The 16,430-nt window shown below is 67.0% G+C and carries 18 protein-coding genes; 11 read left to right on the top strand and 7 right to left on the bottom strand.

The features are described 5' to 3' along the window. Positions 1-21: 21 nt before the first annotated feature. The 3 genes from WDM91_22185 to WDM91_22175 are packed head-to-tail and all read right to left on the bottom strand — an operon-like array spanning position 22 to position 1,666. Positions 22-546 carry a tail fiber protein gene (locus WDM91_22185; GenBank protein ID MEI9997322.1) on the bottom strand — a complete coding sequence of 175 codons (525 nt, stop codon included), beginning with the start codon at positions 544-546 and terminating at the stop codon, positions 22-24. Positions 547-573: 27 nt separating this feature from the next. Next, positions 574-1,110, bottom strand: a complete 537-nt coding sequence (locus tag WDM91_22180) for a tail fiber protein (protein ID MEI9997321.1) — start codon at positions 1,108-1,110, stop codon at positions 574-576. Between the two features lie 28 nt (positions 1,111-1,138). Next, positions 1,139-1,666, bottom strand: a complete 528-nt coding sequence (locus tag WDM91_22175) for a tail fiber protein (protein MEI9997320.1) — start codon at positions 1,664-1,666, stop codon at positions 1,139-1,141. A gap of 179 nt (positions 1,667-1,845) precedes the next feature. Here WDM91_22175 and WDM91_22170 point away from each other — a divergent pair, with 179 nt between their 5' ends. Together WDM91_22170 and WDM91_22165 are read left to right on the top strand one after the other, a co-directional pair. After that, complete coding sequence (locus WDM91_22170) at positions 1,846-2,034, top strand: hypothetical protein (protein ID MEI9997319.1); 189 nt, start codon at positions 1,846-1,848, stop codon at positions 2,032-2,034. Between the two features lie 176 nt (positions 2,035-2,210). Then, entirely contained in the window at positions 2,211-4,022 is a 1,812-nt protein-coding gene (locus WDM91_22165; GenBank protein MEI9997318.1) for an asparagine synthase-related protein, read from the top strand. On the opposite strand, the gene WDM91_22160 is transcribed toward WDM91_22165, so the two are convergent. The 3 genes from WDM91_22160 to WDM91_22150 are packed head-to-tail and all read right to left on the bottom strand — an operon-like array spanning position 4,019 to position 6,101. Then, positions 4,019-4,906 (bottom strand): sulfotransferase domain-containing protein, encoded by an 888-nt coding sequence (locus tag WDM91_22160; GenBank protein MEI9997317.1) that lies wholly within the window; start codon positions 4,904-4,906, stop codon positions 4,019-4,021. The two genes, WDM91_22165 and WDM91_22160, sit on opposite strands and share 4 nt — an antisense overlap. Beyond that, entirely contained in the window at positions 4,903-5,829 is a 927-nt protein-coding gene (locus tag WDM91_22155) for an AAA family ATPase (GenBank protein ID MEI9997316.1), read from the bottom strand. The genes WDM91_22160 and WDM91_22155 overlap by 4 nt, the downstream gene beginning before the upstream one ends. A gap of 11 nt (positions 5,830-5,840) precedes the next feature. Beyond that, on the bottom strand, positions 5,841-6,101 hold the full coding sequence (locus tag WDM91_22150; GenBank protein MEI9997315.1) for a hypothetical protein: 261 nt from the start codon (positions 6,099-6,101) through the stop codon (positions 5,841-5,843). A gap of 87 nt (positions 6,102-6,188) precedes the next feature. Between WDM91_22150 and WDM91_22145 the strand changes: the two genes are divergently transcribed. From WDM91_22145 to WDM91_22115, 7 genes are all read left to right on the top strand, one after another. Next, entirely contained in the window at positions 6,189-6,623 is a 435-nt protein-coding gene (locus tag WDM91_22145) for an Rrf2 family transcriptional regulator (protein ID MEI9997314.1), read from the top strand. 171 nt (positions 6,624-6,794) lie between these two features. After that, positions 6,795-8,252: a porin gene (locus tag WDM91_22140; protein MEI9997313.1), complete on the top strand. Its 1,458-nt coding sequence runs from the start codon at positions 6,795-6,797 to the stop codon at positions 8,250-8,252. A 32-nt stretch (positions 8,253-8,284) separates the two neighbouring features. After that, the gene (locus WDM91_22135; protein MEI9997312.1) at positions 8,285-9,289 is read left to right on the top strand and encodes a sulfate ABC transporter substrate-binding protein; all 1,005 of its coding nucleotides are present in this window, start codon (positions 8,285-8,287) and stop codon (positions 9,287-9,289) included. A gap of 2 nt (positions 9,290-9,291) precedes the next feature. Beyond that, complete coding sequence (gene cysT, locus WDM91_22130; GenBank protein MEI9997311.1) at positions 9,292-10,146, top strand: sulfate ABC transporter permease subunit CysT; 855 nt, start codon at positions 9,292-9,294, stop codon at positions 10,144-10,146. Next, positions 10,143-11,000 carry a sulfate ABC transporter permease subunit CysW gene (cysW, locus tag WDM91_22125; protein ID MEI9997310.1) on the top strand — a complete coding sequence of 286 codons (858 nt, stop codon included), beginning with the start codon at positions 10,143-10,145 and terminating at the stop codon, positions 10,998-11,000. The genes cysT and cysW overlap by 4 nt, the downstream gene beginning before the upstream one ends. 10 nt (positions 11,001-11,010) lie before the next feature. Next, positions 11,011-11,778, top strand: a complete 768-nt coding sequence (gene cysA / locus WDM91_22120; GenBank protein ID MEI9997309.1) for a sulfate ABC transporter ATP-binding protein — start codon at positions 11,011-11,013, stop codon at positions 11,776-11,778. Between the two features lie 254 nt (positions 11,779-12,032). After that, positions 12,033-12,245 carry a hypothetical protein gene (locus WDM91_22115; protein ID MEI9997308.1) on the top strand — a complete coding sequence of 71 codons (213 nt, stop codon included), beginning with the start codon at positions 12,033-12,035 and terminating at the stop codon, positions 12,243-12,245. 42 nt (positions 12,246-12,287) lie between these two features. Here WDM91_22115 and ppk2 read toward each other — a convergent pair whose 3' ends face one another. Next, the gene (gene ppk2 / locus WDM91_22110) at positions 12,288-13,184 is read right to left on the bottom strand and encodes a polyphosphate kinase 2 (protein MEI9997307.1); all 897 of its coding nucleotides are present in this window, start codon (positions 13,182-13,184) and stop codon (positions 12,288-12,290) included. Positions 13,185-13,351: 167 nt separating this feature from the next. Here ppk2 and WDM91_22105 point away from each other — a divergent pair, with 167 nt between their 5' ends. Both WDM91_22105 and WDM91_22100 read left to right on the top strand, forming a co-directional pair. After that, positions 13,352-15,196 (top strand): aspartyl protease family protein, encoded by a 1,845-nt coding sequence (locus WDM91_22105; protein MEI9997306.1) that lies wholly within the window; start codon positions 13,352-13,354, stop codon positions 15,194-15,196. A gap of 10 nt (positions 15,197-15,206) precedes the next feature. Next, a complete protein-coding gene (locus WDM91_22100; protein MEI9997305.1) occupies positions 15,207-16,361 on the top strand; it encodes an aspartyl protease family protein in 1,155 nt (384 codons plus the stop codon). The last annotated feature ends 69 nt before the right edge of the window (positions 16,362-16,430 follow it).

Here is a 16,430-nt window from a genome sequence, read left to right as displayed (position 1 = left end):
CGTACGAACGGGTTGAACACTTCAATTGCGTGACGGGAAGATGCCGAACAGCGCGATGCAGAAATTGGTGCCCGAATAGGGCTGCAGATTGCTATGCGCCTGCGACCCGCCCGCCGTGCCCAGCGCCGTCAGCGCCATGGAATAGCTGTCGGGCTGGTCGGAATAGATGCGGCCGGGCGGCGCGTTCTTGCCCAGCCAGCCATTGGCCGTCGGCGTCTTGGTCGCCGGATTGCCCGTGATCGCGTTGGCCTGATGGGTATGGGTCGGGATCTGGTCGATGCTCAGCGTCACGCTAGCCGCGCCGCCGGTTTGACCCAGCGTGTAATTCGTCAAGCCCGGCGCCTGCCCCCAGTTGATTGCGACGTTGTCGCGCATGTCAGGCAGCGCATAGGTCGTCACGCCGTTGCCGCCATAGGTCGTGCCCAGGATCGAGAAGAGCGCCTCGTTCTGCGAGATCGGCAGGACCGCGCCGTTGGCGAAGGCGTAGTTGATCGGCGCGAAGTTGAAGCCGAATATGTAGAGCTGACCGATATAAGGCGACGTCATGCAAGCCTCCGTACGGGAGAGAATGGTTCAGTTACGGCTCGGGAAGACGCCGACCAGCGCAACGATATAAGTGATCGCCAGGAAGGGCTGGCGGTTCTCGTGCGGCAGGTTCGAGCCGCGCACCTTGACCATCGCGGTCGACAACTCGATCGGCTGGCCGCTCTTGTTGGCGTCGTCAACCCAGTACTTCGTCCAGGGCGCCGCGAGCGCTGCCGGAACGCGGCCCGCCGGCACCGAGGTCGTCGCGGGATTGTTGGTCACCGACATCAGATGGGTGTGCAACGGCATGGTCGTCGAACTGATCGTCACCGTCTCGGCGCCGTCCAGCTCGCCGATCACGCGCGGCGTCAGGCCCGGCCCGTTGCCCTGCCCGATCGGCACGCGACTGCGCAGGTCGGGCAGCGCGAAGGTCGAGGTGCCGTTGCCGCCGTAGAAGGTGCCGAGCAGCGAGAACAGCGCGGTGTTCTGCGCGATCGCGAGAAGCTGGCCGTTGGCCTGCGCATTGTTGCGCGGCGCGAAATTGCCGCCGAACATGCGGATCTCGCCGAGATAGGGTGTACTCATCGAGGGACTCCTTCGAACGGATCCGAAATCAGTTGCGGCTCGGGAAGATACCGACCAGCGCAATGCTGAAATTGATGGTCAGCGACGGCATCATGTTGTCGTGCGGCAGCCCGCTCCCCGAGACACCGATGGTCAGCGGGTTGAGGGTGACGTTGCCCGGTCCCACCTCATAGAAATTCGCCGCCACGCCCGGCAACGGTCCGGTATTGCCGACCGCGAACAGGCTGTTCGCCTGCGCCGCGATCTCGTCGCCATATTCCTTGGCCGCCCGGACGGTGTGGGTGTGGGTCGGCATCTCGGTGGCGAGCAGCGTGACCTGTTCCTCGCCGGCAATTTCGCCTTGAACATAGCTGCTGCCGAAGCCGATCGGGACCCGGCCGCGATAGTCCGGCAGCCCGAAGGTCGACTGCCCGTTGCCGCCATAGGTCGTCCCCAGGAGCGAGAATAAGGCCGTATTCTGGGCAATCGGCAGGATCTGATTGTCGCATGTCGCCCAGCCGCGCGGCGCGAAATTGAAGCCGTACAGGCTGATCTGGCCCAGGTAATAACCACTCATCTGGATCCCCCCGCGGAATACGGTAAACGCCGGTCTCGAGGCCTGCGTGTTGCATTCGTAACAGATGTTACCACGAGGATTCGGATTTTCTCAATCGGGCGTGCCGGTTAAGCTTCCCGTTTACGCTTTTGTGGGGTAGAAAGTTGCCATCAGCCGCGGTTGTATGCAGGGGGATAGGAATGACGAACACAACTCAGGGTCCGAAGGCCGTTGGCGGTTCCGTTGACGATACGGGAGTTGAGCCCGGACGTAAGACCTGGGTCGCGCCGGAAGTCATCGTCAGCGTGATCGCGCGCGATACCGCCGCGAAGACGAGCAGCGGCTTCGGCTTTGAGACCCACTCTCCGGGTTCCTTGAACGGCAGCTAGGCGACGGAAGTTTATAGGATATCCCGTCCGGTCTCCCTGACAGGAGGCCGGACGTTTCGTTTCCGGCGGTCCGGTTTCATGACCCACGCTTTCGGCCCTTGAGCGCGATTCACGGCCTTCTGCGATTCAACGGCACATCCGTCGCCGGGCGCGATCTGCTGCGGCAGGCGAATGCCATGTCCCGCCGCGGTCCGGACCGCCGGGGCCAGTGGAGCGATGGCTCGGTCGGCCTCGGCCATCTGCTGCTGAGAATCACCCGGGAAGACGCGTTCGACGCACAGCCCGTGCAGGCCGGTCCGCTTGCGCTGGTTGCCGATCTCCGCCTCGACAATCGCGAGGCGCTGGCACCGGCGTTGGGCATCCCGCCCGCGGCGCTGGCCGAACTGCCGGACAGCGCGATCCTGCTCAAGGCCTATGACCGCTGGGGCGAGGCCTGCGTCGAGCATCTGGTCGGCGACTTTGCCTTCGCCCTATGGAATGGGGCCACGCGCGTCCTGCTGCTCGCGCGCGACCCCATGGGGCAACGCCATCTGCACTATTATCTCGCCCCGGATTTCTTTGTCTTCGCAAGCGAGCCCGCAGGCTTGCTCGCCCTGCCGGACGTTCCGCAGACGCTGGACCTGTCGACGCTCGCGCGCCGGCTGGCCATCGACCGCGCCCCCTCGCACGGCATGACGACCTTCAAGGGCGTTCTCGGCCTCGAAGGCGGCACGGTCATGCGCGTCACAGCGGCCGGCGACGTCGCCACCAGGCGCTATTGGGAGCCACATGCCGATCCCCGGCACCTGAACCGCGACGAGGCCTATTACGTCAAAGCCTATCGCGAGGTCCTGGGCGAGGCGGTCGCCTGCCGCGTGGGCCGGGCGCGCCGGCCCGCCGCGCTGCTGCTGGGCGGCGGCTTCGACAGCGGCGCCATCGCCGGCCTCGCCGGTGCCGCGCTGGCCGGTCAGGACCGGAAATTCGTCTGCGTCGCCTCCGTCGCGCCAGACGATGCGCCGGCCCGCGGGGTGCGCCGCTGGGCCCACATCCTGGGCCGCCACATGCCGCATCTCGATCTGCGCTTCGTCACGCGCGAGGGTCTGGACGTGCTGCAAAATCTCGACCGGGACTTCTTCCGGACGGGGGAGCCGGGCAGTCCCAACCGCTATGTCTCCGACGCCCTCTATGCCGCGGCCGCCTCCGCTGGCGCGCGCGTCGTGATGGACGGCCATGGCGGCGACTATACGCTCAATCCGCGCGGCGCGGGCTGGTTGGCCCGGCGCCTGTTGCGCGGAGAGCTGCGCAGCTTCCTGCGCGAGTTTCGCGCCTATCGTCGGCACAGCGGCGCATCGCTGGCGCAGGCACTCAAGAGCGAGGTCGCCGCGCAGCTCCTGCCCCTCGCCGTCCTGCGTCGCTGGCGGCGCGTCGCCGCCGGCCTGTCGCCGTTCGGACCGGCCGCACCGGTAACGCCGGCGTTCCTTGCCGCCGCCTCCGGCAGCGCGATCGAGACCGGCGAACTCGCACGCCGCGGCGAGCCGGCGCCGCAGATGGCGCGCATCCTGCGGCGGCAGCAATCGGCGCATGCCATCGGCGGCGCGCTGCTCGCCGCCGCGCATGGGCTCGAATTCACCCAGCCCTATCACGACAAGCGGGTCGTCGAGCTGGCCCTCGCGATCCCTGAGACGCTGCATGTACGGAACGGCCGCGACCGGTATCTGGCGCGCCGCGCGCTCGCCGACATCTACCCGCCGGAATTCCAGGCGCGCGGCCGTGCCAATGACGAGCTGACGCCGGATTTCGCCGCAATGGCCGAGCGCATCAAGCCGGCCCTGTTCGCCGAGATCGCCCGGCTGCAGGGCGATGAGAGCCTCGCGGGCCTGTTCGACTTCGCGAAGATGCGCCGCATGCTGGAGCGGCGCGTCACCCGCCGCAGCGACACCGCGGCGCGGCACGCCATCCGCACCCTGCTCTATGCCCGCTTCATCGAATGGCAGCGACGCGGCAATTAGCGGGCGTCCCCCGGCGGGCCATAGCCAAGCCGCCGCATCATCGGCGCATGTGCCTGTTCGAGCCGCGCCGCCTGCTCCGCCGTCAACTCGTCGCGCCAGCCGCCCACCTCGCCGCGACGGAAGAATTTCGCCCGCAAATGCGGCCGCGGCACTTCGCGAAAGCCCTTCTCGTCTTCCTGCCGGCGAAGCTGCGCGAAATCGGCGGCCGCGACAGCGCGCGCAATGTCCGCGTCGCTCGCATCGCGCCCGGCGAACGCCAGGGCGCCGCGCAGCACCGCGGCGGTATCCGCCATGAGGTCCTCGTAGCGGACCAAGTGCACCGGGATATCGGTCTGCGACAGCCAGCTTTCGACATGGCCGCTCCAGCCCGTCAGCCTCTGCCGCAGCTGGGCGTCTTCCCGACCCGGCTTGGCGCAGAACGCCGCATTGGCGTCGTTCATGAAGCTGATCGCCACATCGAGACTCGAACGGTTGTGATGCGCCAGCGATGGCGCCACGTCGCGCGGATCGCGCACGATGACGATCGCCCCCGCCGCACCGCGCGCCCCTGCCAGCAGCGGTTCGCCCTTCGCCGTCAGGGTATAGGCGTCATGGACCTTCACGAACCGCACAGGCGCCGCCGGCGCTCCGTCATCTTCGACATCCCCGCCTTGCATCATCTCTTCATAGACCAGCGGCCGTAGACAGTCCGCCTCGTCGAAGGTCAGCAGGCCGGAATCGATGAGGGTCATCTGGTCGAACAGACCGCGGGCGCTCGCGATCCCGCCGCGCTCGGGCAGGTCGTTGATGTCCACCGCGTCCTGGACCGAGAGGTTCGCGATCAGCATGCGCAGCCAGGTATTGCCGGACTTCGGATAGGAGGCGAGCCACACCGTCCGCGTCACGCCGCGGTCTCCTTCAGCCCGAGCCGCGCCCAATGCGCCTCCAGCCGCGCAATCAGCTTGGGCATCGCAGTGAAGTCCAGCGGCCGGTTGAGGAAGAATATCCCCGCCTTGGCGGCGATAAGCGCGGCGAATTGCAGGTAGTGCTGCCGTTGCTCCATGGCGACCACCAGCCGCGGGCGATAGGCGTTCATCCGCATCAGCAGCGCCGCGTCGACGACATTCGGCTGCTCGATCCCGTCCGTCTGCGGCGGCCGCGTCTCGCGCAGTGCATAGATCGCCCCCAGCGGCAGCGCCGCGCCCGCCGTCTCGGAGGGCTCGACGTAGAACTTCTCGATCCGTCCACGCACCGGAGCGCCGGCGCTCGCGCCCAGGTCGAGCTTCTCGATCGCCTGCGCCCACAACTTGAATTGCCGCCCGTCCGGCTGCACCAGCGGCGTCTGGTCCGGCCCCATCGCAATGGCGCAGACGTCGTCGGTGACCATCGCGTAGCCCCGCTGCCCCAGCGCCGCCGCGAGCGTCGACTTGCCGGCGCCGGAGGGGCCGCAGAACAGTACCGCGCGTCCGCCGACCCGTACCGCGCTGGCATGCAGCACGATCTGCTCGCGCTGATGCAGCAGGATGCCGAACACGGTGCCGATCAGGAAGATCGCGACATCCGCCGCCGCCGTACCGTTCTCGCACGCAAAGACGATCTCGCGTCCGCCGGTCAGAAGAAAGCGCGCCACGCCGGCGATACGTAGCAGGAAATGCTCGCCTGCGATCTGGAAGGTCGGCCGGACCATGCTGGCGCCCTCCAGGACATCGGGCACGGCGGCGCGGCGGATGATCACCGCGGCCGGCTCCCCGCCGGCCGGCCGCACAATGAGGCCCGGCAGGGCGATCTCGCTGACGACCGCCAGTCCGGCGACACGATAGAAATACACGTCCGCTCCACTCAATGCAGCGCGCCCACCGCCTCGAGCCGCTTGCACAGCTCGACCGCGTAATCGTGCGCCATGACCTTGCCGGCGGTTGTCGCCTCCCGCTCGCGCTGGGCGACGCAATCGCGCACTTTCGGATCCAGGCGGTCGGCCAGCCCCGCCACCAGCGAATAGCCCGCCAGCACGATCAGCCCGACCAGGACCAGAACCCCCAGATTGATCTCCAGCCGTGCCAGCGTGCCCTTGCGCATCCGTCCCGCGTCTCCCGTGCGCAATCTTCTAGCACAGGTCGGATTTCACATTCTCCTTGACGTAATCTGCAGATTGCGCCTAAGCCAGATAGGAAATCGCGGGTAGGTTGCATGCTGTCTCAGAAAGCGCGTTACGCGTTGCACGCGCTGATCGTGCTCGCCGAGCATTCGGGCGACGAGCCCATGCAGATCGCACAGGTTGCAGAAGAAGCGCGCGTCCCGCGCAAATTTCTCGAACAGATTCTCGTCGACCTCAAGAAGCGCGGCATCGTGCGCAGCCAGCGCGGCCGCGCCGGAGGCTATTTCATCGGCAAGGCGCCCAAGGACATCAGCTTCGCCGACGTCATCCGCGTGATCGACGGACCGCTGGCGCTGGCGCCCTGCGTCTCGGTCATCGCCTACCACAAATGCGAGGATTGCGTGGACGAGGCAACCTGCTCGATCCGCAAGGTCCTGCTGGCGGCGCGCGACGCGACCGCCCAGGTGCTGGAGACCCGCACCATCGCGCAAGCCGTTGTCACCGCCCGCAAGGCCGGCTGGGCTTAGCTTTCGTCAGGCGGCCTCGTCTTTCCCTGTCCCACGCGGAAATGGCCCGGATTCTTTCCCACCTGCGCCACTATAGTTGCGCTAAATCCCTATTGACTAGCTAGGCATTACGAACAATATACGCGCCACAACGGGGCGCGGGCAGCGCCCCATCAAAAGGGGCCACTTGCCATGCAGAACCGTCTTCGCGCCCTGGGCGCGCTTCTTCTTGCCGGAACCGCCGTTCTCGGCGCCACGCAGGCCGCATCGGCCGCGGCCTCGCCTTCGGCGCCGGTCGACAGCACCGAGGAACGCCTGCGCGCCCTCCAGGATCAGCTCGACAGCGTCAACGCCCAGCTCGCCGACCTCAAACGTGGCCAGAGCAAGCAATACGAGGACGTCAACCGCCAGTTCGGCGATCTGGTGATCATCAAGTTCGACAATGGCCGGCCGACCTTCGCGACCTCCGACGGCAATTTCACCCTCGCGATCCGCGCCCTGCTGCAATATGACAGCGCCTATTACGCGCAGGGTACCGTGCCCGCGGGCACCGACCTCTCCAGCGGCAACGATTTCCGCCGCGCGCGCCTCGGCATCAGCGGCACGCTGTTCAAGGACTGGTCCTACGAATTCCTCTACGACATGGGCGGCTCGGGCCTCGAAGGCTCCTCGATCGCGTCCGCCTATATCCAGTATGACGGCCTCGGCCCCGTGCACGTGAAAGCCGGCGCCTTCCCACCGCCCGAAAGCTTCGACGATTCCACCTCGGCCGCGGACCTCGTCTTCCTCGAGCGGGCCCAGCCGACCGACCTCGCGCGCGGCATCGCCGGTTCCGACGGCCGCGACGCCGCCACCGTCTTCGCCTATGACGACGACTATTTCGCCGCCGTTTCCTATACCGGCAATCTCGTCACCGACACCGCCGTGTTCGACGAGCAGCAAGCGGTGGTCGGCCGCTTCGCCTATCGCCTCCTCCACACCGCCGACGTGAACTTCGCGGTCGGCGCGGATGCGACCTATGTCCTGAAGCTCGCCGATACCGCCGCCGGTCCGAACTCGCCCACCTCCTTCCGGCTGCGCGAGCGTCCCGAGCTCAACGTCGACGACAACAACATCCGCCTGATCGACACCAACGTCATCGATGCGTCCGATGTGCTGGAATGGGGCACGGAAGCCACCGGCAACTGGCACAATTTCTATGCCCAGGGCGGCTATTTCGGCTTCAACGTCACGCGCCGCACCGGCGCGCTGGCCGATCCGAGCTTCGAGGGCTGGTATCTCCAGGGCAGCTGGATCCTCACCGGCGAGTCCAAGCCGTATATCGCGAGCCGCGGCGCCTATGGCTCGCCCAAGCCGCTCGAGCCCTTCTCCTTCTCCAAGCCCGGCATCGGTGCCTGGGAAATCGCGGCGCGCTATTCCGATCTCGACCTCGACTTCCACGCCGGCGCTCCCGGCACGGCCAAGACGGCGGACGCCATCCGCGGCGGCGATCAGAAGATCTGGACCGTGGGCATCAACTGGTATCCGAACAGCGCCCTGCGCTTCCTGCTCGACTTCCAGCACACCGATGTCGATCGCCTGAACAATGCCGGCGCGAGCATCGGCGCCAAGCTCGACGACGTTTCGTTGCGCGCCCAATTCGCGCTTTGAGCGTTTAATCTCTTAGGATGGGAGTTCCCGATATGAAACGCCTGATTTCCGCTCTTGGTGCGGCTGCCTTCTTTCTGTGCAGCACGGCCCAGGCCGCCGACTACACCCTGCTGAACGTCAGCTACGACCCGACCCGCGAGCTGTACAAGCAGATCAACGCCGCCTTCATCGCCGACTGGAAGAAGACCCATGGCGGCGACAACGTCACGATCAACCAGAGCCATGGCGGCTCCGGCGCCCAGTCGCGGGCGGTGATCGACGGCCTGGAGGCCGACGTCGTGACCCTCGCTCTCGCCTATGACATCGACGCGATCGCCCAGAAGGGCCTCGTCGCCAAGAACTGGGCCTCGCGCCTGCCGCAGGCGTCGACGCCCTACACCTCGACCATCGTGTTCCTGGTGCGCAAGGGCAATCCCTGGAAGATCAAGGACTGGCCCGACCTGGTGAAGGGTGGCGTGCAGGTCATCACGCCGAACCCGAAGACCTCCGGCGGCGCCCGCTGGTCGTTCCTCGGTGCTTGGGCCTATGCGCTCAACGCGCCGGGCGGCAATGCCGACAGGGCGAAGGCCTTCGTCGCGTCGCTTTATCACCACGTGCCCGTGCTCGACACCGGCGCGCGCGGCTCGACGACCACCTTCGTCCAGCGCGGCATCGGCGACGTGCTGCTGTCCTGGGAAAACGAAGCCCATCTCGCGCTCAAGGAGGAGGGCGGCGACCAGTTCGAGATCGTCTATCCGCCGTCCTCGATCCAGGCCGAGCCGCCCGTCTCGGTGGTCGACAAGAACGTCGACAAGCATAAGACGCGCGAGATCGCGACCGCCTATCTGAACTTCCTCTACACCAAGCAAGCCCAGGAGATCGAGGCGAGGAACTTCTACCGTCCGCGCGACCCCGGCATCTTGGCCGCGCACGCCGCCGACTTCCCGAAGATCAAGCTGTACGACTTCTCGGACACGTTCGGCGACTGGAACAAGGCGCAGACGACCTTCTTCGCCGACAAGGGCGTCTTCGACCAGATCTACAAGCCGGGCCCGTAGCGATGGCAAGTCTCGCGGCGACACTCCCCCCGCAGGCGAGATGGCGTAACCCGAGCGCGCTGCCCGGTTTCGGGCTGTCGCTCGGGTTTACGCTTTTCTACCTCTCGGCCATCGTCCTGGTCCCGCTGGCCGCGCTCATCATCCGCCCCTGGGAGATCGGCTGGAGCGGATTCTGGGAGGTCTTGAGCGACGCCCGCGTGCTGCACGCGCTCGAGCTCTCCTTCGGCGGCTCCGCCATTGCGGCGGCGATCAACACCGTGTTCGGCCTGATCGTCGCCTGGGTGCTGGTGCGCTATCGTTTCCCGGGCAAGCGCATCGTTGACGCCGTGGTCGACCTACCCTTCGCGCTGCCGACGGCCGTCGCCGGCATCGCGCTGTCCGCGCTCTATGCCCGCAATGGCTGGCTGGGCGCGCCGCTGGAGGCGCATGGCATCAAGGTCGCTTATACGCCGACCGGCGTGATCCTCGCCCTCACCTTCATCGGCTTGCCCTTCGTGGTGCGCACGATCCAGCCAATCCTCTCCGAGCTCAGCGCCGAGTCGGAGGAAGCCGCCGCCACGCTGGGCGCCACCCGCTGGCAGACCATGCGCCGCGTGATCCTGCCGATGCTGTCGCCCGCCCTGCTCACCGGCACCGCCATGGCCTTCGCCCGCGCCGTCGGCGAATACGGCTCGGTGATCTTCATCGCCGGCAACCTGCCCGGCATCTCGGAGATCGCGCCGCTGCTGATCGTCATCAAGCTCAACGAGAACGACTATGCCGGCGCCGCCGCCATCGGCGTGATCATGCTGGCCGCGTCCTTCGTCATGCTGCTGGCGCTGAACCTCCTGCAGGGCTGGGCGGCCTCGCGGCGATGAAACCGCTCTTCAGGCCCCGCCGCCCGACCCAGGACCATCCGCTGGTCCGCTGGACGCTGACGCTCGTGGCGCTCGGCTTCATAGGACTCTTCCTCGTCCTGCCGCTCGCCATCGTGTTCCGCGAAGCCTTGGGCGACGGCTGGCAATCCGCCGTCGCCGCGATCAAGGATCCCGAGGCACAGGCCGCGATCCGCCTCACCCTGATCGCCGCCGCCATCGCGGTGCCGCTCAACGCCCTGTTCGGCATCGCCGCCTCCTGGGCGGTCGCCAAGTTCGACTTCTGGGGCAAGGGCTTTCTGGTCACCTTGATCGACTTGCCCTTTTCCGTCTCGCCCGTCGTCTCGGGCCTTGTCTATGTCCTGATCTTCGGCCTGCAGGGCTGGTTCGGGCAGTGGCTCTCCGACCACGACATCCGGATCATCTTCGCCTTGCCCGGCATCGTGCTGGCCACCATCTTCGTCACCTTCCCCTTCGTGGCGCGCGAACTTATCCCGCTGATGACCGACCAGGGCCGAGACGAGGAAGAGGCGGCGGTCTCGCTCGGCGCCTCGGGCTGGGCGACCTTCCGGCGCGTGACGCTGCCCAACATCAAATGGGGCCTGCTCTACGGCGTGCTGCTGTGCAACGCGCGCGCCATGGGCGAGTTCGGCGCGGTGTCCGTCGTCTCCGGCCATATCCGCGGCCTCACCGACACCATGCCGCTGCAGATCGAGGCGCTCTACAACGACTACCAATATTCCGCGGCTTTCGCGGTCGCCGCCCTGCTGGCGCTCCTGGCGCTGGTCACGCTGACGCTGAAATCCCTTCTCGAATGGCGCTTCGCGGACGAGATCGCCGCGACCCACCATCACTGACGGAGTCCCCATGTCGCTCGTCGTCGAAAAGATCCAGAAGCGGTTCGGCAGCTTCGAAGCGCTGCGCGGCGTGAGCCTCACCGCGCCCGACGGCGCCTTCCTCGCGCTGCTCGGCCCCTCCGGCTCGGGCAAGACGACGCTGCTGCGCATCCTGGGCGGGCTGGAGCATGCCGATCTCGGCCATGTGAGCTTCGCCGGCCTCGACTGGCTCACGCTCCCCGCGCGCGAGCGCCGCGCCGGCTTCGTCTTCCAGCAATACGCGCTCTTCAAGCACATGACCGTTGCTAAGAACATCGCCTTCGGCCTCGAAGTGCGTCCCGCGAAGAACCGTCCCACCCGCGCCGAGATCAAGCGCCGCGTCGAGGAGCTCCTGGCGCTGGTGCAGCTGGAGACTCTCGGCGGCCGCTATCCCAGCCAGCTTTCCGGCGGCCAGCGCCAGCGTGTTGCGCTCGCCCGCGCCCTCGCGATCGAGCCGCGCATGCTGCTGCTCGATGAGCCCTTCGGCGCGCTCGACGCCAAGGTGCGCAAGGACCTGCGCGGCTGGCTCAAGGGCCTGCACACCCGCCTCGGCCTCACCACGGTGTTCGTGACCCACGATCAGGAGGAGGCGCTGGAGCTCGGCGACCTCGTCGCGGTGATGAACGAGGGCCGCATCGAGCAGATCGGCGCGCCCGCCGTGCTGCGCGCCGCGCCGGCGACGCCCTTCGTCGCCGAATTCCTCGAGGCGGCGGCGCCGCCGAGCCCGCCCCGCCCGCTCAACGTCGTCAAGCTCCACTGACAGCGCCGTCGCATCGTCTGTCGGGCGCACCACGTCGCGAAATCTCGCGACGGATTTGCGCGAGTTTCTCCGTAGACTGACAAATAAGTAAGCTCTGTCAGCCGATTTCCTGGCCGGAACATTAAAAAACTTTTGGCATCGGGCGCATGCCGTGCACAATCGCGGCGGGTCGAAGCCGGCGCTTGGGATGCAGAAGCGCGCCGTTCTTCGCCGGAAGGAGCGCACAACTTGCAACAAGCCAAAGGATGACCTTCATGCGTATTCTTCGAGTGACCCTCGCTTCCGCCCTGCTGTGCGGCGGCATCGCGATCGCCACGCCGGCCTTCGCCGACGATGCCAGCACGCCGGCGCAGCCGACCACCACGCCGGCCCCGGCGCCCACGCCGGCCCCGACCGACAAGGACGGCAAGCCGGCCTCGGGCGACCAGACCGCGCCATCGGGCGGCAACTCCTCGACCGGCCACTAAAGGCGGGCAAGGGGACGGCCGGCGCGACCGCGCCGGCCGTTTTCATTTCGCGATCCGCCCCGCTTCGCTTGCTTCGACGCTCCATTCGAACAGCACGTCGCGGTCGGCGCGGGTCAGCGCCTTGTCCTTGTGCGGATAGTCGAAGCTGCCGAGCAGGTCGCGGATCAGCTCCAGCCGCGCGATCTTCTTCACGTCGCTGCCCACGATCCGCCACGGCGCGGCCGGGTGGCTGGTCCGTGCGAACATCGCGTCGCGCGCCTTCGAATAGTCGTGCCATTTCTTGCTCGCCACCGCGTCGATCGGCGAGATCTTCCAGCGCTTGAGAGGATCCTTCTGCCGCGCGGCCAGCCGCTTCTTCTGCTCGCCGCGCGAGATGTCGAGATAGTATTTGCGGAAGAGGATGCCGTCGCGCGCCAGCATCTGCTCGAACGGCACCACGTCCTCGAAGAACGCCTCGACCTGCTTCTCGGTCGCGAAGCCCATCACCCGCTCGACGCCGGCGCGGTTGTACCAGGAGCGGTTGAAGACCACGAACTCCTCGGCGCTCGGCAGGTAGCGCACGAAGCGCTCGAAATACCATTGCGATTCTTCGCGGTTCGACGGCTTGCCCGGCGCGTGCACGCGGGTGTCGCGCGGGCTCATATGCTCGATCAGCCGCTTGATCGTGCCGTCCTTGCCCGCGCCGTCGCGGCCCTCGACGATGATCAGTACGCGGCTGTTCCTCTTCAGCAGATGCCGCTGCAGCTTGACGAGCTCCATCTGCAGCTTGTGCAGCTCGCGCTTGTAGTCGCGCTTGTCGATCTCTTCCTTGTCCATGGGGCGATATTGACGCATCCGGGCCGGCGCCGCCATGCCCGCGATGGTCGAGACCACCGATGGCCGCTGCCGGCTCGAAGGACAGCGCAGCAATATGTCCGCGCCCTGCCGGGCGAAGGACATATTCGTCCGTGCAGAGAAAGGTCGGTACGATGCACTGCAGTGCGGCGGCGCTACTGGAAAAAAATAATAGCGCGCAAGCGAACGTGAACTGCGCCGATCACGCAACCCCGCTATTGCGGAGGCGGGCGCGCCGCCCTATCTGCCGTCCAGTCTTCGAGGGATCCGCCATGCGTACCGCTCTTGCCGCCTTCACGCTCGCCCTGCTCGGCAGCCCGGCGCTCGCCGCGACACCCGACGAGATTCTCGCCGCCAACCGCGCCGCCAGCGGTGGCAACGCGCCGGCGGGCAAGGCGGCCGTGGTGTTGGAATTCGGCTATGTCGGCAATGGCCTGACCGGCACCGCCGCCGGCATCACCGACCTGACCGATGGCCGCTTCGAGCAGGATTTCGTCATCGGGCCGCAGAAGGGCGCCAATGGCTACGACGGCACGCATGTCTGGTCCAAGGACAATGCGGGCATCGTCACCCTGCAGGAAGGCGGTGACACCGTGCCCCTCGCGATAAACAGCGCCTATCGCAATGCCAATCTGTGGTGGCGCCCCGACCATGGCGGCGCGACCATCGCCGATGACGGCCAAAAGAGCGAGGGCGGCGCCGCCTACGATGTGCTGACCGTCACGCCGAAGGGCGGCAAGCCGTTCGACGCCTGGTTCGACGCCAGATCCCATCTGCTCTTCCGCATCGTGGAGGCGCAGGCCAATGTGACCTTTACCACCACCACGACCGGCTACCGCGCCTTCGACGGCGTGCAGGAGCCGGTCGACACGCTGGTCAGCACCGGCGGCGACGGCAAATACGACCAGCACCTGACGCTGACCAAGGTGACCTTCCTGGCCAAATCCGACCCTGCCGTCTACGTCCCGCCGGCTTCCGCCGCGGCGGACTTCGCCATCGCCGGCGGCGTCCACAAAGTGACCTTCCCATTCCAGCTCATCGCCAACCACATCCACGCCAATGTGATGGTCAACGGCAAGGGCCCCTATCTCTTCATCTTCGACACTGGCGGGGTGAACATCGTGACGCCCGACCTCGCCAAATCGCTCGGCCTCACCGTCGTCGGCCACACCGAGGGTCGCGGCGCCGGCAACGCCACGGTCGACATGAGCCTGACCCATGTCGACCGGCTCGACGTCGGCGGCGCGGTGGTGGACAACCAGCTCTTCATCGCCTTCGACCTCGACGCGATGTATCCGGCCAACGGCACGCACATGGCCGGCATGGTAGGCTACGAAGTGTTCCGCCGCTTCATCACCACGATCGACTATGGCGCCCGCACCATCACCCTCACCGATCCGAAATTCTTCGACCCGAAGGACGCCGGCACGCCGGTCCGTATCGCCTTCAACGGCAATGCCGCGATCGTCGACGGCTCCTATGACGGCATCCCGGGCAAGTTCCAGATCGACACCGGCGCGCGCAGCGCGCTGACGCTCGATGCGCCCTTCGCCGCCGCCAACCATATCGGCGCCAATGTCGCGCGCAGCGTCGACGCGGTCGACGGCTGGGGCGTCGGCGGCCCGTCACGCAGCCATGTCGTCCGCGGCGGTGTGCTGAAGATCGGCGACGCGGCGACCGTCGACCGCATCGTCGTCGGCCTGGGCACCGACACCGGCGGTGCCTTCGCCGATCCGTCGATCTCCGGCAATATCGGCGGCGGGGTGCTCAAGCGCTTCGTCGTGACCTTCGACTACGGCCATAACACGATGTACCTGAAGCCCACCGCCGCGCCGGTCGACGACCTCGACACCTATGACCGCGCCGGCGCCTGGTTCAACATCGATGGCGCGAACTACAAGGTCATCGACGTCACCAAAGGGGGCCCGGCCGACGTGGCGGGTCTGAAGGAAGGCGATGTGATCACCGCCATCGACGGCAAGTCGGTCTCGGGCCTCGTCCTGCCCGAGGTCCGCCAGCGCTTCCGCGACGATGCGCCCGGCACGGCAGTGACACTGACGGTCCTGCGCGATGGCAAGCCGACCCGTCTCGTGGTTACGTTGCGCGACCTGATCTGAACGGAGCATCATGCGGGCACCGCTGGCCGGACTTTTCGTCCTTCTCCTGTCGGCGCCCGCCTCCGCGGCGGCGCCGATCACCGTGCCGTTCGACATGATCGGCAACCAGCTTTTCGTCGCCGCCACTGTCGATGGCAAAGGCCCGTTCCGCTTTCTGCTCGACACCGGCGCGGTCGACGTCGTCGCCCAGCGGCTGACCGTACAGCTCGGCCTCGCCTTGGGCGGTGCCCTCCCCGTGCACGGCGCCGGCGACAGTGCGGTGCAGGGCGCCGTAGTGACCGTGCCGTCGGTGGATGTCGGCGGCGCCATCCTGACCGGCGAGAGGTTCTATGTGCTGTCTCTCGACCCGATCGAGGCGCTGGGCGGCGTCCATGTCGACGGCATACTGGGCTACGAATTCTTCCGCCGTTACGTCACGCGCTTCGACTTCGCGGCCCACACGATCACGCTGACCGATCCGGGCGCGTTCAAGCCCGACGGCGCCGGCACCGCGATTCCCATGACCTCCACCCACAACACGCCGGAGATCGCTGGCTCCTATGACGGCATCCCCGCGACCTTCGACATCGATACCGGCGACAATGGCGGCCTCACCCTCACCACGCCCTTCGTGACGACGCATGGCTTGAGGGACCGCCCGGGCAAGCATGTCGACGTGGTCGCCGGCTATGGCGTCGGCGGCGAGACCTATGCGCGGATCGTGCGCGGCGGCGAATTGGTGCTCGGAACCGTGCCGGCCGGCCATCCGGTGACCGACCTGTCCGCCAACGCCGGCGGCGTGTTCGGTGCCGGCGCCTTCAGCGGCAATATCGGCATCGAGGTGGTCAGGCGTTTCGCGATGACGCTCGACTACGTCCACGGCACGCTCTACTTGGAGCCGCGCGCCGACCCGGTCGGCGACCTCGACTCCTACGACCGCGCCGGCATGGCGATCATCCCCAACCCCGCCGGCTTCGAAATCTATGCCGTCACCTCCGGCGGCCCCGCCGAGGCCGCGGGCATCGTGAAGGGCGACATCATCACCGCCGTCGACGGCGTCCCCGCCACCGCCATCACCCTCTCCGCCATCCATCAACGCCAACGCAGCGACCCGCCCGGCACGGTGCTGCATCTGACGCTGGCGAGCGGCAAGAGGGTCGATGTGACGCTAAGAGATCAGATTTAACACCACACTTGTCATCCCCGGCCGAACGCCGCGAAGCGGCGTGAGGGGAAGGGGACCCCGGTGGAAGAA

Origin of the sequence: Rhizomicrobium sp., from assembly GCA_037200385.1 — a bacterium.
Lineage (GTDB): Bacteria > Pseudomonadota > Alphaproteobacteria > Micropepsales > Micropepsaceae > Rhizomicrobium.
The sequence above is the reverse complement of the archived record's forward strand: the minus strand, read 5'-3'. Positions and strand labels throughout refer to the sequence as shown.